The sequence below is a fragment of the Leclercia sp. J807 genome (assembly GCF_009734465.1).
Taxonomy (GTDB): domain Bacteria; phylum Pseudomonadota; class Gammaproteobacteria; order Enterobacterales; family Enterobacteriaceae; genus Enterobacter.
Genome location: NZ_CP046446.1, coordinates 183,585 through 201,183, shown reverse-complemented (window position 1 = coordinate 201,183; position 17,599 = coordinate 183,585). Strand labels below are relative to the sequence as shown.

The 17,599-nt window shown below is 53.1% G+C and carries 14 protein-coding genes and 5 tRNA genes; 1 reads left to right on the top strand and 18 read right to left on the bottom strand.

Features of this window, described 5'->3' with window-relative positions; all coding sequences use genetic code 11:
- Positions 1 to 56: 56 nt before the first annotated feature.
- The 12 genes from rpoB to GNG26_RS00905 all read right to left on the bottom strand — a co-directional run bounded on the left by rpoB (position 57) and on the right by GNG26_RS00905 (position 9,819).
- Positions 57 to 4,085 carry a DNA-directed RNA polymerase subunit beta gene (gene rpoB / locus GNG26_RS00960; protein ID WP_103177801.1) on the bottom strand — a complete coding sequence of 1,343 codons (4,029 nt, stop codon included), beginning with the start codon at positions 4,083 to 4,085 and terminating at the stop codon, positions 57 to 59.
- 318 nt (positions 4,086 to 4,403) lie between these two features.
- Complete coding sequence (gene rplL, locus GNG26_RS00955) at positions 4,404 to 4,769, bottom strand: 50S ribosomal protein L7/L12 (protein ID WP_103177800.1); 366 nt, start codon at positions 4,767 to 4,769, stop codon at positions 4,404 to 4,406.
- Positions 4,770 to 4,835: 66 nt separating this feature from the next.
- A complete protein-coding gene (gene rplJ / locus GNG26_RS00950; protein ID WP_004097644.1) occupies positions 4,836 to 5,333 on the bottom strand; it encodes a 50S ribosomal protein L10 in 498 nt (165 codons plus the stop codon).
- Positions 5,334 to 5,622: 289 nt separating this feature from the next.
- On the bottom strand, positions 5,623 to 6,327 hold the full coding sequence (rplA, locus tag GNG26_RS00945; RefSeq protein ID WP_103177798.1) for a 50S ribosomal protein L1: 705 nt from the start codon (positions 6,325 to 6,327) through the stop codon (positions 5,623 to 5,625).
- Positions 6,328 to 6,330: 3 nt separating this feature from the next.
- On the bottom strand, positions 6,331 to 6,759 hold the full coding sequence (gene rplK / locus GNG26_RS00940; protein WP_004097640.1) for a 50S ribosomal protein L11: 429 nt from the start codon (positions 6,757 to 6,759) through the stop codon (positions 6,331 to 6,333).
- 154 nt (positions 6,760 to 6,913) lie between these two features.
- The gene (gene nusG, locus GNG26_RS00935) at positions 6,914 to 7,459 is read right to left on the bottom strand and encodes a transcription termination/antitermination protein NusG (RefSeq protein ID WP_003862341.1); all 546 of its coding nucleotides are present in this window, start codon (positions 7,457 to 7,459) and stop codon (positions 6,914 to 6,916) included.
- A gap of 1 nt (position 7,460) precedes the next feature.
- Entirely contained in the window at positions 7,461 to 7,844 is a 384-nt protein-coding gene (gene secE / locus GNG26_RS00930) for a preprotein translocase subunit SecE (protein ID WP_003862342.1), read from the bottom strand.
- 229 nt (positions 7,845 to 8,073) lie between these two features.
- Positions 8,074 to 9,258, bottom strand: a complete 1,185-nt coding sequence (tuf, locus tag GNG26_RS00925; RefSeq protein ID WP_059307073.1) for an elongation factor Tu — start codon at positions 9,256 to 9,258, stop codon at positions 8,074 to 8,076.
- A gap of 118 nt (positions 9,259 to 9,376) precedes the next feature.
- Positions 9,377 to 9,452: transfer RNA gene (locus GNG26_RS00920), tRNA-Thr, on the bottom strand.
- Between the two features lie 6 nt (positions 9,453 to 9,458).
- Positions 9,459 to 9,533: transfer RNA gene (locus GNG26_RS00915), tRNA-Gly, on the bottom strand.
- Positions 9,534 to 9,650: 117 nt separating this feature from the next.
- Positions 9,651 to 9,735: transfer RNA gene (locus GNG26_RS00910), tRNA-Tyr, on the bottom strand.
- A gap of 8 nt (positions 9,736 to 9,743) precedes the next feature.
- A tRNA-Thr gene (locus GNG26_RS00905) sits at positions 9,744 to 9,819 on the bottom strand.
- A gap of 336 nt (positions 9,820 to 10,155) precedes the next feature.
- Between GNG26_RS00905 and coaA the strand changes: the two genes are divergently transcribed.
- Positions 10,156 to 11,106 (top strand): type I pantothenate kinase, encoded by a 951-nt coding sequence (coaA, locus tag GNG26_RS00900; protein WP_103177797.1) that lies wholly within the window; start codon positions 10,156 to 10,158, stop codon positions 11,104 to 11,106.
- Between the two features lie 49 nt (positions 11,107 to 11,155).
- Here the strand turns inward: coaA and dppF are convergent, their stop codons facing one another.
- From dppF to GNG26_RS00870, 6 genes are all read right to left on the bottom strand, one after another.
- Positions 11,156 to 12,169: a dipeptide ABC transporter ATP-binding subunit DppF gene (gene dppF, locus GNG26_RS00895; RefSeq protein ID WP_103824373.1), complete on the bottom strand. Its 1,014-nt coding sequence runs from the start codon at positions 12,167 to 12,169 to the stop codon at positions 11,156 to 11,158.
- On the bottom strand, positions 12,156 to 13,148 hold the full coding sequence (gene dppD, locus GNG26_RS00890; RefSeq protein ID WP_156237491.1) for a dipeptide ABC transporter ATP-binding protein: 993 nt from the start codon (positions 13,146 to 13,148) through the stop codon (positions 12,156 to 12,158). The genes dppF and dppD overlap by 14 nt, the downstream gene beginning before the upstream one ends.
- 10 nt (positions 13,149 to 13,158) lie before the next feature.
- Entirely contained in the window at positions 13,159 to 14,055 is an 897-nt protein-coding gene (gene dppC, locus GNG26_RS00885; RefSeq protein WP_103177794.1) for a dipeptide ABC transporter permease DppC, read from the bottom strand.
- A gap of 9 nt (positions 14,056 to 14,064) precedes the next feature.
- Complete coding sequence (dppB, locus tag GNG26_RS00880) at positions 14,065 to 15,084, bottom strand: dipeptide ABC transporter permease DppB (RefSeq protein ID WP_103177793.1); 1,020 nt, start codon at positions 15,082 to 15,084, stop codon at positions 14,065 to 14,067.
- A gap of 177 nt (positions 15,085 to 15,261) precedes the next feature.
- Positions 15,262 to 16,869, bottom strand: coding sequence for a dipeptide ABC transporter periplasmic-binding protein DppA (gene dppA / locus GNG26_RS00875; protein ID WP_103177792.1), 1,608 nt, complete (start codon positions 16,867 to 16,869; stop codon positions 15,262 to 15,264).
- Between the two features lie 643 nt (positions 16,870 to 17,512).
- Positions 17,513 to 17,589, bottom strand: a tRNA-Pro gene (locus tag GNG26_RS00870).
- Positions 17,590 to 17,599 lie beyond the last annotated feature (10 nt).

Genomic DNA, 17,599 nt, shown 5'->3' with positions numbered 1-17,599 from the left:
TAGCACAATCTGGTGTCGGGAGTTACCCCGACACCAGTGACCTGTTTGAGCGAGAGTTACTCGTCTTCCAGTTCGATGTTGATACCCAGCGAACGAATCTCTTTCAACAGTACGTTGAAGGACTCTGGCATGCCCGGTTCCATCTGATGGTTGCCGTCCACGATGTTTTTATACATCTTGGTACGACCGTTCACGTCATCAGACTTAACGGTGAGCATTTCCTGCAGGGTGTATGCTGCGCCGTATGCTTCAAGCGCCCACACTTCCATCTCCCCGAAGCGCTGACCACCGAACTGCGCCTTACCACCCAGCGGCTGCTGAGTAACCAGGCTGTAAGAACCGGTAGAACGCGCGTGCATCTTGTCATCAACCAGGTGGTTCAGTTTCAGCATGTACATGTAGCCAACGGTTACCTGGCGCTCGAACTGCTCACCGGTACGACCGTCGAACAGAGTGATCTGGCCAGAACTTGGCAGGCCACCCAGCTGTAACAGTTCCTTGATTTCAGACTCTTTCGCACCATCGAAGACTGGCGTTGCGATTGGCATACCCTTACGCAGGTTTTCAGCCAGACGCATCACTTCTTCATCGCTGAAGGTGTTCAGGTCGACTTTCTGGCAAACGTCGGTACCCAGATCGTACGCACGCTGGATGAATTCGCGCAGTTTCGCGACTTCCTGCTGCTGTTTCAGCATGGCGTTAATCTTGTCGCCGATACCTTTCGCAGCCATACCCAGGTGGGTTTCAAGGATCTGACCGATGTTCATACGAGACGGTACGCCCAGTGGGTTCAGTACGATGTCTACCGGCGTGCCGTTTTCATCGTAAGGCATATCTTCGATCGGGTTGATCTTAGAGATAACACCCTTGTTACCGTGACGACCCGCCATCTTATCACCAGGCTGGATCTGACGTTTAACGGCCAGATAAACCTTAACAATCTTCAGCACGCCCGGTGCCAGATCGTCGCCCTGAGTGATTTTGCGGCGTTTCGCTTCGAGTTTCTTCTCGAACTCGTGTTTCAGTTCGTCATACTGCTCAGCCAGCTGTTCCAGCTGATTTTGTTTCTCTTCGTCGGCCAGGCCCAGTTCCAGCCAGCGGTCACGCGGCAGCTTGTCGAGCTTCTCAGCTTCAACACCACCGGAAACCAGCACCGCGTAGATACGACCAAACAGGCCAGCTTCAAGGATCTGCAGCTCTTCAGACAGGTCTTTCTTAGCCTGCTTCAGCTGCATCTCTTCGATTTCCAGCGCACGTTTGTCTTTTTCTACGCCATCGCGAGTAAAGACCTGTACGTCGATAACCGTACCGGAAACACCGTTCGGTACGCGCAGAGAAGAGTCTTTAACGTCAGACGCTTTCTCACCGAAGATCGCGCGCAGCAGTTTCTCTTCTGGCGTCAGCTGGGTTTCACCTTTCGGCGTTACCTTACCAACCAGAATGTCGCCGCCGGTCACTTCCGCACCGATGTAAACGATACCGGATTCATCCAGTTTGGAGAGCGCAGCTTCACCCACGTTAGGGATGTCAGCGGTGATCTCTTCTGGCCCCAGCTTGGTGTCACGGGAGACACAGGCCAGTTCCTGGATGTGAATAGTGGTGAAACGATCTTCCTGAACCACACGCTCGGAGACGAGGATGGAGTCTTCGAAGTTGTAACCGTTCCACGGCATGAACGCTACGCGCATGTTCTGACCGAGCGCCAGTTCACCAAGGTCGGTGGACGGACCGTCTGCCAGCACGTCGCCGCGCTCAACTGGCTCACCCAGAGATACGCAAGGCATCTGGTTGATACAGGTGTTCTGGTTAGAACGGGTGTATTTGGTCAGGTTGTAGATGTCGATACCCGCTTCGCCTGGGTACATCTCGTCTTCGTTAACTTTGATAACGATACGGGATGCATCCACGTACTGAACAGTACCGCCACGTTTAGCAACTGCAGTTACACCGGAGTCAACAGCAACAGCACGTTCCATACCGGTACCAACCAGCGGCTTATCAGCGCGCAGAGTCGGAACCGCCTGACGTTGCATGTTCGCACCCATCAATGCACGGTTGGCGTCATCGTGTTCCAGGAACGGGATCAGGGACGCACCGACGGAAACCACCTGCTGGGTGGAAACGTCCATGTAGTCAACCTGGTCGTTGCTGAACAAGCTGGATTCACCTTTGCTACGGCAGGTAACGAGGTCATCAACAAAGCGACCTTCTTCGTCCAGGTTGGTGTTCGCCTGGGCGATAACGTAGTTACCTTCTTCGATAGCAGACAGGTAGTGAATTTCGTCGGTTACAACACCGTCAGTCACTTTACGATACGGGGTCTCGAGGAAACCGTATTCGTTCGTCTGTGCGTACACGGACAGGGAGTTGATCAGACCGATGTTTGGACCTTCAGGCGTTTCGATTGGACATACGCGACCGTAGTGGGTCGGGTGTACGTCTCGAACTTCGAAGCCTGCGCGCTCACGAGTCAGACCGCCTGGGCCGAGTGCAGAGATACGACGTTTGTGCGTGATCTCAGACAGTGGGTTGTTCTGGTCCATAAACTGAGACAGCTGGCTGGAACCAAAGAACTCTTTCACTGCTGCGGAGATCGGCTTGGCGTTGATCATATCCTGAGGCATCAGGGTATCCAGATCGCCCAGAGACAGACGCTCTTTCACCGCACGCTCTACACGTACCAGGCCAACGCGGAACTGGTTTTCCGCCATTTCGCCTACGGAACGGATACGACGGTTGCCGAGGTGGTCGATATCGTCCACTTCGCCTTTACCGTTACGGATATCGATGAGCTTCTTCATCACTTCGATGATGTCTTCTTTGCTCAGGATACCGGAACCTTCGATCGTGTCACGCAGCAGAGAACGGTTGAACTTCATACGACCAACCGCGGAGAGATCGTAGCGGTCTTCGGAGAAGAACAGGTTCTCGAACAGGCTTTCAGCCGCTTCGCGAGTTGGTGGCTCACCAGGGCGCATCATGCGGTAGATTTCTACCAGCGCGCTCAGACGATCGGTGGTTGGGTCGACACGTACGGTTTCGGACATGTACGGACCGTGGTCCAGATCGTTGGTGAACAGCGTTTCGATACGCTTGTGGCCAGACTGGCTCAGCTTAGCCAGCAGATCCAGGCTCAGCTCCATGTTCGCTGGGCAGATCAGCTCGCCAGTAGATGCATCAACGTAGTCTTTTGCTGCAACTTTGCCAGCAATGTACTCAACCGGAACTTCGATGTGTTTGATTTCATCTTTTTCCAGCTGACGGATGTGGCGCGCAGTAATACGGCGGCCTTTTTCCACATACACTTTGCCGTTGGCTTCGATGTCGAACGACGCGGTATCACCACGCAGACGCTCTGGCACCAGTTCCATTTGCAGCTTGTTGTCGCGAATTTCAAAGACAACTTTCTCAAAGAACAGATCCAGAATCTGCTCAGTGGTGTAGTTCAGCGCACGCAGAATGATGGTCGCAGGCAGTTTACGACGACGGTCGATACGGACAAACAGGTTGTCTTTCGGATCGAACTCGAAGTCCAGCCAGGAACCACGGTAAGGAATGATACGCGCGTTATACAGTACTTTACCGGAAGAGTGCGTTTTACCTTTATCGCTGTCGAAGAAGACGCCCGGGCTACGGTGCAGCTGGGAAACGATAACACGCTCAGTACCGTTGATAACGAAAGTACCGTTGTCGGTCATGAGCGGAATTTCGCCCATGTAGACTTCTTGTTCTTTGATGTCTTTAACGGTGCCTTCCGGCGCTTCGCGCTCGTAGATCACCAGACGCAGTTTAACGCGCAGCGGTGCCGAGTAGGTCACGCCACGGATCTGACATTCCTGAACGTCAAATACCGGTTCGCCAAGGCGGTAGCTGACGTATTGCAGCTCGGAGTTACCGCTGTAGCTCTTAATTGGGAATACGGAACGGAAGGCTGCTTCCAGGCCGTACTGCCCTTCAGGATCTTGCTCGATAAACTTCTGGAACGAGTCAAGCTGGATAGAAAGGAGATATGGAATGTCCAGAACTTGTGGACGTTTACCAAAATCCTTACGAATACGTTTTTTCTCGGTATAGGAGTAAACCATAGGGTTCCTCAGCTCGCTGACAAGTCGACCCATCTGTCCATTGGCGGACAGTTTGTGCAACACCATTTTGTTGATCGGAAAATCGAACACTTTCCGCAATGCCTGTTGCTATCACGCTTAAACCATTTCATTGCGATTTACCCAGAGCGAGCACCCTGTCGCAGTATATTAAGTCGTCGATAGAAACAAGCATTGTCAGGACAACCAGCAGTCAAACAGTGTGAAACGCTACTGGCGCCTTACAGCGCAAAAAGGCTGGTGACCAAAAAGTCACCAGCCATCAGCCTAATTTCTCAGGCTGCAACCGGAAGGGTTGGCTTATTTAACTTCAACTTCAGCGCCAGCTTCTTCCAGAGATTTTTTCAGTGCTTCTGCGTCGTCTTTGCTCACGCCTTCTTTCAGCGCAGCTGGAGCAGATTCTACCAGGTCTTTAGCTTCTTTCAGACCCAGGCCAGTTGCAGCACGTACTGCTTTGATTACAGCAACTTTGTTCGCGCCAGCAGCTTTCAGAACTACGTCGAATTCAGTTTTTTCTTCAGCAGCTTCAACCGGGCCAGCAGCTACAGCTACAGCAGCAGCAGCGGAAACACCGAATTTTTCTTCCATTGCAGAGATCAGTTCTACAACGTCCATTACGGACATAGCGGATACTGCTTCAATGATTTGATCTTTAGTGATAGACATTTAAATTGTTCCTGAAAATCAGAATAAGTTTATACGTAAGCGAATACTTGATAAAGAGGACTGCTATTAAGCAGCTTCTTTCGCATCGCGAACAGCAGCCAGAGTGCGAACCAGTTTGCCAGCCGAAGCTTCTTTCATGGTTGCCATCAGGCGTGCAATTGCTTCTTCGTAGGTCGGCAGGGTTGCCAGGCGATCGATTTGCGATGCCGGGATCAACTCACCTTCAAAGGCTGCAGCTTTAACCTCGAATTTTGCATTCGCTTTCGCGAACTCTTTGAACAGACGAGCAGCAGCGCCCGGGTGCTCCATAGAGTATGCAATCAAGGTTGGACCAACAAACGTGTCTTTCAGGCACTCGAAAGGAGTACCTTCAACTACGCGGCGCAGCAGGGTGTTACGAACAACACGCATGTAAACGCCAGCTTCACGACCTGCTTTACGCAGTTCAGTCATTTTATCTACAGTAACGCCACGGGAATCCGCAACTACTGCAGACAGCGCGCCTTTGGCTACTTCGCTGACTTCAGCAACAATCGCTTGTTTGTCTTGAAGATTTAAAGCCATTAGCTTTGCTCCTGGATGTTTGCCAGGGCTCATGCCCTGGAACTCACTTCACTCTTCCCAACGGGAAGAGCGTCTAAATACGGTGAGCAGAAACAAGCCAGAGTATCAAAAAATAATCTTAGCGTTCTGTCACCGTCTACGCAGGGGATTAAGTCTCTTACGAAACACCTGCGGTCTTCGACGGAGGCCTGGATAGGCCAGGCTCCAACGAACAATTCGGTTACCCGCTAACCTGAGTTAGCAAACGTGGGCGAAGATTGTAGACAAATTCGCCGCCCACGTAAAGGTATTAGTTTGCAGCAGCGCTCAGGCCAGCCTGGTCAACTGCAACACCTGCACCCATGGTGGTGGAGATGCTAACTTTCTTGATGTATACGCCTTTCGCCTGAGTTGGTTTTGCTTTTTTCAGCGCAACCAGCAGAGCTTCCAGGTTTTCTTTCAGTTTGTCAGCGTCAAAGTCCACTTTACCGATGGTGGTGTGGATGATGCCGTTTTTGTCGTTACGATAACGAACCTGACCTGCTTTAGCGTTCTTAACCGCTTCAGCAACGTTAGGGGTTACAGTACCCACTTTCGGGTTTGGCATCAGGCCACGTGGACCCAGAACCTGGCCCAGCTGGCCAACAACGCGCATTGCATCTGGAGATGCGATAACAACGTCAAAGTTCATTTCGCCTTTCTTGATCTGGTCAGCCAGATCTTCCATACCTACCAGCTCAGCGCCTGCAGCTTTAGCAGCTTCAGCGTTTGCGCCCTGGGCAAATACGGCTACGCGAACGGAACGGCCAGTACCGTGTGGCAGTACAGTTGCACCACGTACGTTCTGATCAGATTTACGAGCGTCGATACCGAGGTTTACAGCAACGTCAACGCTTTCAACGAACTTAGCGGTAGCCAGTTCTTTCAGCAGAGCGATAGCTTCGTTGATTTCGTACTGTTTGGTCGCATCAACTTTGTCACGGATCACGGACATGCGCTTGGTCAGTTTAGCCATTTCTTAGTCCTCCACTACCAGGCCCATGGAACGTGCAGTACCTTCGATGGAGCGAGTCATCGCTTCAATGTCGGAACCAGTCATGTCGGCAGCTTTGGTCTGCGCGATTTCCTGCAGCTGAGCGCGGGAAATTTTACCTACTTTGTCTTTGTTCGGCTTGCCGGAACCAGACTTGATACCAGCCGCTTTTTTCAGCAGAACTGCTGCCGGCGGGGTCTTGGTAACGAAAGTGAAAGAACGGTCAGCGTAAACAGTGATTACGACTGGGATTGGCAGACCTTTTTCCAGGGATTCGGTTTTTGCGTTGAACGCTTTACAGAATTCCATGATGTTCACACCCTGCTGACCCAGAGCTGGACCAACTGGTGGACTTGGGTTCGCCATACCAGCTGCAACCTGCAGCTTGACGTAGGCTTGTACTTTCTTAGCCATTCTAAAATCCTCTGATTGGGTTATAGCGCCTCAAGGAGGCTCCCCGTGATAAAATTCGTTTTACGGATTGCATCCATAAAAACAAAAGGCGCGAAATTGTATTCCAATCTCGCGCCCTGTGCAACGTTTAAATCGTCGCTTTTTTGATCGCTGCTTAGGCTTTTTCTACCTGAGCGAAGTCCAGCTCTACCGGGGTCGCACGACCGAAGATAGAAACAGAAACTTTCAGGCGGGACTTCTCGTAGTCCACTTCTTCAACCACACCGTTAAAGTCAGCAAACGGACCGTCATTAACACGTACCATTTCACCCGGTTCAAACAGCGTTTTCGGACGCGGCTTATCACCAACCTGCTGCAGGCGGTTCATAATCGCATCAACTTCTTTATCGCTGATTGGCGCCGGACGGTCAGACGTGCCGCCGATAAAGCCCATTACGCGCGGTACGCTGCGCACTAAGTGCCAGCTTGCGTCGTTCATCACCATCTGAACAAGCACGTAACCCGGGAAGAATTTGCGCTCGCTTTTGCGACGCTGGCCGCCACGGATCTCGACCACTTCTTCGGTCGGAACCATAACTTCACCAAACAACTCTTCCATGTTGTGTAATTTGATATGCTCACGCAGCGACGTTGCTACGCGGCCTTCAAAACCGGAAAACGCCTGAACGACGTACCAGCGCTTTTTAGGGGCTTCAGACATCTCAGAACCTCAGGCCAGTGATAAAGGATACCAGGCGAACCAGAATACCATCCAGTCCCCACAGGATCAGTGACATTACAGCGGTAACCGCAGCTACAATCAGCGTGGTGTGCAATGTTTCCTGGCGAGTCGGCCAAATGACCTTACGGACTTCCGTTCTCGCTTCGCGGGCAAAAGCGACGGTCGCTTTACCTTTGGTCGTCAACAGCGCGACACCACCCGCTGCAGCAATCAGAATTACCACTGCCAGCGCGCGTAGCGGCAGCATCATGTCACGATAAAGGTAGTTGCCCACGATTGCTACGATCAACAATACGGCTACTACTACCCATTTCATCGCTTCCAGGCCGCGCCCGCTCCCTTGAGCTTCGGTATTCGCACTCATAAACCAACCTGTCAGAAGTATTCTACAAACATTTTCACCCCGCGAGCGCGAGGCAAACCAAATCGAAATGCTAATTCGCTTTTCGGATTATACGCTCTCTGCAGAGCCTGTCTCAGCAATGATTATGACAAAAATAATCACTGATGAGCCAGGTTCTGATGTGAAAGCGTGCAAAAAGGGCATCAAATGATGCCCTTTTCATGCGCATTGCGTCAAATGTTATCAGCAATTAGCCGAGAACTTTAGCAACCACGCCCGCGCCAACGGTACGGCCGCCTTCGCGGATTGCGAAACGCAGACCATCGTCCATTGCGATTGGGTGGATCAGGGTAACAACCATTTTGATGTTGTCGCCTGGCATTACCATCTCAACGCCTTCTGGCAGTTCGATGGTACCGGTCACGTCAGTAGTACGGAAGTAGAACTGTGGACGGTAGCCTTTGAAGAACGGAGTATGACGGCCGCCTTCGTCTTTGGACAGGATGTACACTTCAGATTCGAACTTGGTGTGTGGCTTGATTGAGCCTGGCTTCGCCAGAACCTGACCACGTTCGATTTCTTCACGCTTGATACCACGCAGCAGAACACCAACGTTCTCACCAGCACGGCCTTCGTCCAGCAGTTTGCGGAACATTTCAACGCCAGTACAGGTAGATTTCGCAGTATCTTTGATACCAACGATTTCAACTTCTTCACCAACTTTGATGATACCGCGCTCTACACGACCGGTAACAACGGTACCACGACCGGAGATGGAGAATACGTCTTCGATTGGCAGCAGGAACGGCTTGTCGATAGCACGCTCTGGTTCTGGGATGTAAGAATCCAGGTAGCCAGCCAGTTCGATGATTTTCTCTTCCCACTCAGCTTCGCCTTCCAGCGCTTTCAGAGCAGAACCACGAACGATTGGGGTATCGTCGCCTGGGAAGTCGTACTGAGACAGCAGTTCACGAACTTCCATCTCTACCAGTTCCAGCAGCTCTTCGTCATCAACCATGTCGCATTTGTTCAGGAACACGATGATGAAAGGAACGCCTACCTGACGACCCAGCAGGATGTGCTCACGGGTCTGAGGCATTGGGCCGTCAGTCGCAGCAACAACCAGGATCGCGCCGTCCATCTGCGCAGCACCGGTGATCATGTTTTTAACATAGTCGGCGTGGCCTGGGCAGTCTACGTGTGCGTAGTGGCGAGTCGGGGTGTCGTATTCAACGTGAGAAGTGTTGATGGTGATACCACGAGCTTTTTCTTCTGGTGCGTTATCGATCTGGTCGAATGCGCGAGCAGAACCACCGTAGGTTTTTGCCAGAACGGTAGTGATTGCAGCGGTCAGCGTTGTTTTACCATGGTCAACGTGGCCGATAGTACCGACGTTAACGTGCGGTTTTGTACGTTCAAACTTTTCTTTAGACATCGATTGTCCCTCTAAGACACGGATAAATCGGTGATATCACCACATCAACCAGGCGAAATGCCTGAACTGTTGAATACATTTAAATTGAAACAGAGAGAAATGGGAGGGAGAAGTGAAGTGGTGCTGATACCCAGAGTCGAACTGGGGACCTCACCCTTACCAAGGGTGCGCTCTACCAACTGAGCCATATCAGCACGTATTGGAGCGGGCAGCGGGAATCGAACCCGCATCATCAGCTTGGAAGGCTGAGGTAATAGCCATTATACGATGCCCGCATCCTGAAACTCGGCTACCCAGTTCTTTCTGTAACAAAAAAAGAGATTTCTCTCTTTTTAAGTTCGAGCTGGTTAATTTTTTCAACCAACTCCGGCGGCGTTAACGCTGCCAGAAAGTGGTGGTGGGGGAAGGATTCGAACCTTCGAAGTCTGTGACGGCAGATTTACAGTCTGCTCCCTTTGGCCGCTCGGGAACCCCACCGGACTTGATGGTGCCGACTACCGGAATCGAACTGGTGACCTACTGATTACAAGTCAGTTGCTCTACCTACTGAGCTAAGTCGGCATCAAGTAGCGCGCATTCTATGGAGACATGGGCGGTCATGCAACTAAAAATTTGCATAAATTGTTCTTTCGCTCACATTTTGTGCTAGAAGAGTGAATAACGCTGTATTTTCAGGCAGACGCGCGCAAATATTCACCACATGCTGTCCCATAATGAGCTCAAACCCGGTCTGTGACGATTCCCGCTTAACGCAACACGGGGCCACTTTTTTTCTTATTATTCGGCTCATCTGGTGTTAACCTCCTGCCCATTGTCCAAAATTAACTAATCAATGATGTGCCACTCCCCCCTACCCAGCCTCTGTTGTGGGATGCGATGGCTCACTCAAGCATGCTTATGAGCAAAAAAGAGCAAACGTTAATGACGCCTTATCTCCAGTTTAGCCGCAGCCAGTGGGCTGCTCTGCGTGACTCCGTTCCGATGACCTTAACGGAAGGCGAAATCGCACGGTTAAAAGGGATAAACGAAGACCTGTCGCTTGAAGAAGTGGCTGAAATTTATTTGCCTCTGTCACGTTTGCTGAATTTCTATATCAGTTCCAACCTTCGTCGACAGGCCGTGCTGGAACAGTTCCTCGGGACTAACGGGCAGCGCATTCCTTATATCATCAGTATTGCCGGCAGCGTGGCCGTGGGTAAAAGCACCACCGCGCGCGTACTGCAGGCGCTGCTGAGCCGCTGGCCAGAGCATCGTAGCGTTGAGCTGATCACCACCGACGGCTTCCTGCACCCTAACGAGGTGTTAAAGGAGCGCGGTCTGATGAAGAAGAAAGGCTTCCCGCTCTCTTATGATATGCACCGTCTGGTGAAATTCGTGTCGGATCTGAAATCCGGCGTGCCGAACGTCACGGCCCCGGTCTATTCGCACCTGATTTATGACCGTATCCCTGACGGGGACAAAACCGTGGTTCAGCCGGACATTCTGATTCTGGAAGGGTTAAACGTTCTGCAAAGCGGGATGGACTATCCTCATGACCCGCATCATGTCTTTGTCTCCGACTTTGTCGACTTCTCTATTTATGTCGATGCCCCGGAAGATTTACTGCAAAGCTGGTACATCAACCGCTTCCTGAAGTTCCGCGAAGGGGCGTTTACCGATCCTGACTCCTACTTCCACAACTACGCCCAGCTCTCGAAAGAGGAGGCGGTCAACGTGGCCACCGCACTGTGGAATGAGATCAACTATGTGAACCTAAAAGAGAACATTCTGCCAACGCGCGAGCGGGCCAGCCTGATCCTCACCAAGAGCGAAAAGCACGCTGTCGATCAAATCCGTTTACGGAAATAGCGTCGCGCAAACCAATAAAAAACCGGCGAATTCGCCGGTTTTTTTTCACTTATGCGTGGGGCTTCTCACCATTTTCGTCCTGGTCCACCGCAAAGCAGGCCACCAGTTGTCCGCCGTAGTCTTTTAACTGCGGTTGCAGCTGGGTGCACGGCCCAAAACGACGGCGGCAGCGGGCGTTGAATGCACACCCCGGCGGCGGATTGAGTGGGCTTGGCAGCTCACCGGTCAGCTTAATACGCTCCCGGCGGTCATCCGGGTTCAGACGCGGGGTCGCAGAGAGCAACGCCTGGGTATACGGATGGCGCGGGTTATTAAAGATTTGATCCTTGGTGCCCTTCTCGACGCAACGGCCCAGATACATCACCATCACTTCATCCGCGATATGCTCTACCACCGACAGATCGTGCGAGATGAAGACATACGACAGACCTAAATCCTGCTGCAGATCCATCATCAGGTTCAGCACCTGCGCACGGACGGAAACGTCCAGCGCGGAGACCGGTTCATCGGCGATCACCACATCCGGGTCGAGCATCAGACCACGGGCGATAGCGATACGCTGACGCTGACCACCGGAGAACATATGCGGATAGCGATCGTAGTGCTCGGTCTTGAGCCCCACTTTCGCCATCATCGCCAGCGCCTTCTCGCGACGCTGCTCTTTACTCAGCGTGGAGTTGATCTGCAATGGCTCCTCCAGAATCTGCCCCACTTTTTTACGCGGGTTCAACGAACCATAAGGGTTCTGGAAGACAATCTGGATTTTCTGGCGACGCAGTTTCTGCGCGTCGGGATCGTGCTTCAGCAGATCCTGACCCTGATAATACAGCTCGCCCCCGGTCGGGGTTTCAATCATCGTCAGCAGGCGACCCAGCGTGGATTTCCCACAGCCGGACTCCCCCACCACCGCTAATGTCTTACCGCGCTCGAGGGTAAAGGAGACGCCATCCAGTGCTTTAACCAGACGTTCCGGGGCGAACAGCCCCTTCTTCACCGGGTAGTGTTTTTTCAGATCGATAGCATGCAGCAGCGGCTGTTGCATGGTGGCCTCATGCGTACTCATAGTTCGGCCTCCCGGCGTCATCAAGTGGGTAGTGACATTTAGACTGGCGGCCGCCGTCCACGGTGTTCAGCGCCGGCTCATCAACGCGACATTTGTCCGTGGCATACGGGCAGCGCGGGTTCAGCAGACAGCCGGTCGGGCGGTCATATTTACCCGGTACCACGCCCGGCAATGACGCCAGACGCGCCTTGTCCTGGGCAAACTCCGGCAGTGCGCGGAGCAGGGCCTGAGTATAGGGGTGACGGGGTGCACGGAAGATATCGTGCGAATTGCCGGTTTCAACCACCTGCCCGGCGTACATCACGATGATTTTATGCGCGGCTTCGGCCACTAACGCCAGGTCATGGGTGATCAGGATCAGCGCCATGTTCTCTTTCTGCTGTAACTCCAGCAGCAGCTCGATGATCTGTGCCTGAATGGTCACGTCCAGCGCGGTTGTCGGTTCATCGGCAATCAGCAGTTTTGGCCGACAGGCAATCGCCATGGCGATCATCACGCGCTGGCTCATCCCACCGGAGAGCTGGTGCGGATAGACATCCAGACGCGAGGCCGGATCAGGAATACCCACTTGGGTCAGCAGGTCGATTGCCCGCTGACGACGGGTTTTCTTGTTCCCGCCCTGGTGCACCTTAATGGCTTCCATAATCTGGAAGCCCACGGTGTAACACGGGTTAAGGCTGGTCATCGGATCCTGGAAGATCATCGCCACTTCGGCACCGACCAGGTTGCGGCGCTCTTTTTCGGAAATGCGCTTCAGATCCTGTCCGTTAAATTCCAGGTTTTCCGCCATCACGCGGCCAGGGAAATCAATCAGTCCCATGATTGCCAGGGAGCTTACCGATTTACCGGAACCGGACTCGCCCACGATGCCGACCACTTCACCCTGATTTACGCTGTAGCTGACCCGATCTACGGCGCGAAACTCGGAGCCTACGTCACCGAAGTGCACCGATAATTTATCTACATTTAATAACGCCATCTCGTGCCTCTTACTGCTTCAGTTTGGGATCAAGTGCATCACGCAGACCATCACCCATCAGGTTAAATGCCAGCACCGTCAGCAGGATCGCCAGACCCGGGAAGGTCACGACCCACCAGGCGCTTTGCGCGAACTGCAACACGTCGGAGAGCATGGTGCCCCACTCCGGTGTTGGCGGCTGCGCACCCATGCCAAGGAAGCCAAGAGCGGCCATATCGAGAATGGCGTTAGAGAAACCGAGCGACGCCTGAACAATCAGCGGCGCAAGGCAGTTTGGAAGAATGTTGATGAACATCTGACGCATCGCGCCAGCGCCCGCCACGCGAGAGGCGGTAACGTAGTCACGGTTCACTTCCACCAGCACCGCCGCGCGGGTTAATCGCACGTAGTGAGGAAGGGCAACAAAGGTCAGGGCCAGCGCGGCGTTGCCGATTGACGGGCCGAAGATCGCCACCAGCACCAGCGCCAGCAGCAGGCTTGGCAGAGCCAGCATGATGTCGACGATACGCATGATGGTGTTATCAATCAGGCCGCCAAAGTAACCGGCGATCAGGCCCAGCACCACGCCGAGGATCAGCGACAGCACCACCACCAGACAGCCAACCAGCAGCGACAGACGTGCGCCGTACATCAGACGGGAAAGCACATCACGGCCCACGTCATCGGTACCCAGCAGATGCGTCAGGGTACCGCCGTCCTGCCATACCGGGGGTGCAAGCAGCGCATCACGGAACTGCTCCGCCGGGTTATGCGGCGCGAGCACGTTCGCAAACACGGCAATCAGGATCATGATGGAAACGTATACCAGCCCTACCACCGCACCTTTGTTGCGTTTGAAGTAGTGCCAGAACTCCTGCATCGGCGTCATTGGCACCGGTGCAGCTTTATTTACAGTAACTTGTGACATGATGGCCCCTTACTTCTTATGACGAATACGCGGGTTCACCACGCCGTACAGCAAATCGACCAGCAGGTTGACGAGGATAATCATCGTCGCCACCAGCAACACACCGCCCTGCACCACCGGATAGTCACGGCGCTGCAGCGCGTCAATCAACCAGCGGCCCAGGCCCGGCCAGGAGAAGATGGTTTCGGTCAGAATCGCCCCTGCCAGCAGCGTTCCCACCTGCAGGCCGATAACCGTGACCACCGGCAGCATGGCGTTGCGCAGGGCATGAATGATGATCACCCGCATACGGGTCAGCCCTTTGGCGCGGGCAGTACGGATGTAGTCCTCGCCCAGCACTTCCAGCATCGACGAACGGGTCATACGCACGATGACCGCCAGCGGGATTGTCCCGAGCACCATCGCAGGCAGGATCATGTGCGCCAGCGCATCAATAAAGTTGCCTTCTTCACCCCAGATAGCCGTGTCGATCAGCATAAAGCCGGTCAGCGGATTGGTGTCATCGAGGAAGACCATATCGCTGACGCGCCCTGAGACAGGCGTCAGGTTCAGCTGCACCGAAACCAGCATAATCAGCATCATGCCCCACCAGAAGATAGGCATGGAGTAGCCGGTCAGCGCCAGGCCAACGGCAGTATGATCAAAGATGGAGCCACGTTTCACCGCAGCCAGCACGCCCACCGGAATACCAACGGCGACGGCAAAAATCATGGCGCAGACACCGAGCTCCAGCGTCGCTTTAAAACGTGGTACGAACTCTTCCCACACCGGAAGACGGCTTTTCAGCGAAATGCCCAAATCACCATGCATCACACCCCAGATATAGTGGAGATACTGCTGCCACATCGGCTTATCCAGCCCCAGTTCGGCCAACAGCTGTGCATGACGTTCAGGAGAAATGCCACGCTCGCCCGCCATAATCATTACCGGGTCACCGGGGATCATATGGACAAAAGCGAAGGTGAGAAGGGTGATACCGATAAACGTGGGGATAACAAGTCCCAGACGTCGGAGGATGAACTGCAACATAACCCGGATTCTCTCTAATGACGTACGCCTGGAGGCGCGACGTCTGTATTGCTCACAAATCTTATTCCCTCCCCTTTCAGAGAGGGAATAAAGCACTGCTGCCGGGTGGCGCTACGCTTACCCGGCCTACATACCGTAGGCCAGTGCAAGCGCAGCGCCGCCTGGCGTTGCTTTTAATTATTCAACAGAGACGTTTTCGAAGTGGTGTTTGCCCAGTGGATCAACCACATAGCCTTTAACTTCTTTACGCACTGGTTCGTACACGGTTGAGTGAGCCACGATCAGCGCTGGCGCCTGCTCATGCATGACAACCTGAGCCTGTTTGTACAGTTCGATACGCTTGTTGTGATCTTCTGCAGCACGCGCCGGCTGGATCAGATCTTCAAACGGCTTGTAGCACCAGCGAGAGTAGTTAGAACCATCTTTCGCCGCGGCGCAGCTGAACAGGGTCGCGAAGAAGTTATCTGGATCCCCGTTGTCGCCGGTCCAGCCCATCATCACAGCCTGGTGCTCACCCGCTTTAGCACGCTTCAGGTACTCGCCCCACTCGTAGGTCACGATCTTGGCCTGAACGCCAATCTTAGCCCAGTCAGCCTGAACCATTTCGGCCATACGGCGCGCGTTCGGGTTGTAAGGACGCTGTACTGGCATCGCCCACAGCTCAACGGTAAAGCCTTTATCCTGGCCCGCTTCTTTCAGCAGTGCTTTCGCTTTCTCAACGTCATAGGTGTAATCCTTAACGTCGTCGTTGTAGCCCCACATGGTTGGTGGGATCAGGTTCTTGGCAGCAACGCCAGCGCCCTGATAAACGGCCTTGATGATCGCTTCTTTGTTCACCGCGTAGGTCAGCGCCTGACGTACTTTCACGTCATCAAACGGTTTCTTCTCGGTGTTGAAGGAGAGATAGCCGACGTTCAGACCCGCCTGCTCCATCAGGTTGATGTTTTTATCCTGCTTCATGCGCGCGATGTCAGCCGGGTTCGGGTACGGCATAACCTGGCACTCGTTCTTCTGCAGCTTGGCGTAACGCACGGAGGCGTCAGGCGTGATGGAGAAGACCAGACGGTCGATCTGCGGCTTGGTGCCCCAGTAACCTTCAAACGCTTTGTACAGGATGCGGGAGTCTTTCTGATACTGCAGCAGCTGGAACGGACCGGTACCGATTGGGTTCAGGTCAACTTTCTCCGGGGTGCCAGCTTTCAGCATGTTGTCCGCATACTCTTTAGAGAGAATAGAGGCGAAGTCCATAGCCAGGTCAGCCAGGAATGGCGCTTCCGGACGGGTCAGCACGAACTGAACGGTGTTGTCGTCCACTTTTTTGATTTCGCTGATCAGATCCGGCAGACCCATCCCTTCAAAGTATTCATAGCTGCCGCCGGATACTTTGTGGTACGGGTTCTGGGCATTTTTCTGACGGTCAAAGGAGAACACCACGTCGTCGGCGTTAAAGTCGCGCGTAGGTTTAAATTCTTTGCTGTCCTGCCACTTCACGCCCGGGCGCAGGTGGAAGGTGTAGGTCTTGCCGTCTTCGCTGATGTCCCACTTCTCTGCCAGACCCGGAATAACTTCCGTAGTACCGGTTTTGAATTCAACCAGACGGTTATAGATAGGTACAGAGCTTGCGTCGTACGTTGTACCAGAGGTAAAGAGCTGTGGGTTAAAGCCTTCCGGCGAGCCTTCAGAACAGTAGACCAGGGTTTTTGCCTGTACGCTTGCTGCGACAGTCATGGCTACCAGGCTCAGACCAAGCTTCAGCATCCCTGACTTCTTCAAGGAAATACTCATTGTTATTCTGCTCCAATGTGATGTTTTTGTTGTGTTACTCCGCCTGACCTTTAATTTTTTTTTACCCGGTCTGGTCGGTGTTGCCCTAAGGCGTGATAAGGGATGGAGATTCCTTTCAGAAGAGCGACTGAGTTGCAGCGCAGATCCTCCCTGAAATGCCCCTCGTGCCCTACAATCTGTCAACAGAATGTGAAAACGTCAATACAGGTGACGGGGATTTACGCTAAGTGTGAGAATTGGCAAACAAAGATTAAAAAAAGCACCGGGGCCTATTTTCAGCAGGGAAATTTATGCTACCCGCCATGATGCAGCACAACTCTCTATGCATTCTGCTACAACCAGTGATTAACATTTATTCAACCGGGGTAAATTTTCTTACGGAATGGCGATTATCTGCGCACTAAATGCCGTGAACGTTAAAACGCACAGGGGAAAATGCTGAGGTTATGTATAAGCAACGCGAAAAAAGATCATTCCATATATAAAAAAATACAATGGAATATGTCACATAATCGTTAACAGGCAGGGGGAAAGCGCGGTAACCGCTATTTTAATTACTTTTGAATAATAACGTTCTGATGGGGCGTGTTACTGTAACCCGTAAAAGCAAAAAACCCCGCTCAAAGAGCGGGGTTTTCGAATGTGGTCGGCGAGAGAGGATTCGAACCTCCGACCCACTGGTCCCAAACCAGTTGCGCTACCAAGCTGCGCTACTCGCCGAATGCGGAGC

Coding starts and splice junctions, on each gene's coding strand:
- dppB (WP_103177793.1), bottom strand. CDS start 15,084: ATGTTGCAGTTCATCCTCCGACGTCTGGGACTTGTTATCCCCACGTTT.
- tuf (WP_059307073.1), bottom strand. CDS start 9,258: ATGTCTAAAGAAAAGTTTGAACGTACAAAACCGCACGTTAACGTCGGT.
- dppF (WP_103824373.1), bottom strand. CDS start 12,169: ATGAGTACGCATGAGGCCACCATGCAACAGCCGCTGCTGCATGCTATC.
- rplK (WP_004097640.1), bottom strand. CDS start 6,759: ATGGCTAAGAAAGTACAAGCCTACGTCAAGCTGCAGGTTGCAGCTGGT.
- dppC (WP_103177794.1), bottom strand. CDS start 14,055: ATGTCACAAGTTACTGTAAATAAAGCTGCACCGGTGCCAATGACGCCG.
- nusG (WP_003862341.1), bottom strand. CDS start 7,459: ATGTCTGAAGCCCCTAAAAAGCGCTGGTACGTCGTTCAGGCGTTTTCC.
- rplL (WP_103177800.1), bottom strand. CDS start 4,769: ATGTCTATCACTAAAGATCAAATCATTGAAGCAGTATCCGCTATGTCC.
- dppD (WP_156237491.1), bottom strand. CDS start 13,148: ATGGCGTTATTAAATGTAGATAAATTATCGGTGCACTTCGGTGACGTA.
- coaA (WP_103177797.1), top strand. CDS start 10,156: ATGAGCAAAAAAGAGCAAACGTTAATGACGCCTTATCTCCAGTTTAGC.
- dppA (WP_103177792.1), bottom strand. CDS start 16,869: ATGAGTATTTCCTTGAAGAAGTCAGGGATGCTGAAGCTTGGTCTGAGC.
- rplA (WP_103177798.1), bottom strand. CDS start 6,327: ATGGCTAAACTGACCAAGCGCATGTCCGTGATCCGTGACAAAGTTGAT.
- secE (WP_003862342.1), bottom strand. CDS start 7,844: ATGAGTGCGAATACCGAAGCTCAAGGGAGCGGGCGCGGCCTGGAAGCG.
- rplJ (WP_004097644.1), bottom strand. CDS start 5,333: ATGGCTTTAAATCTTCAAGACAAACAAGCGATTGTTGCTGAAGTCAGC.
- rpoB (WP_103177801.1), bottom strand. CDS start 4,085: ATGGTTTACTCCTATACCGAGAAAAAACGTATTCGTAAGGATTTTGGT.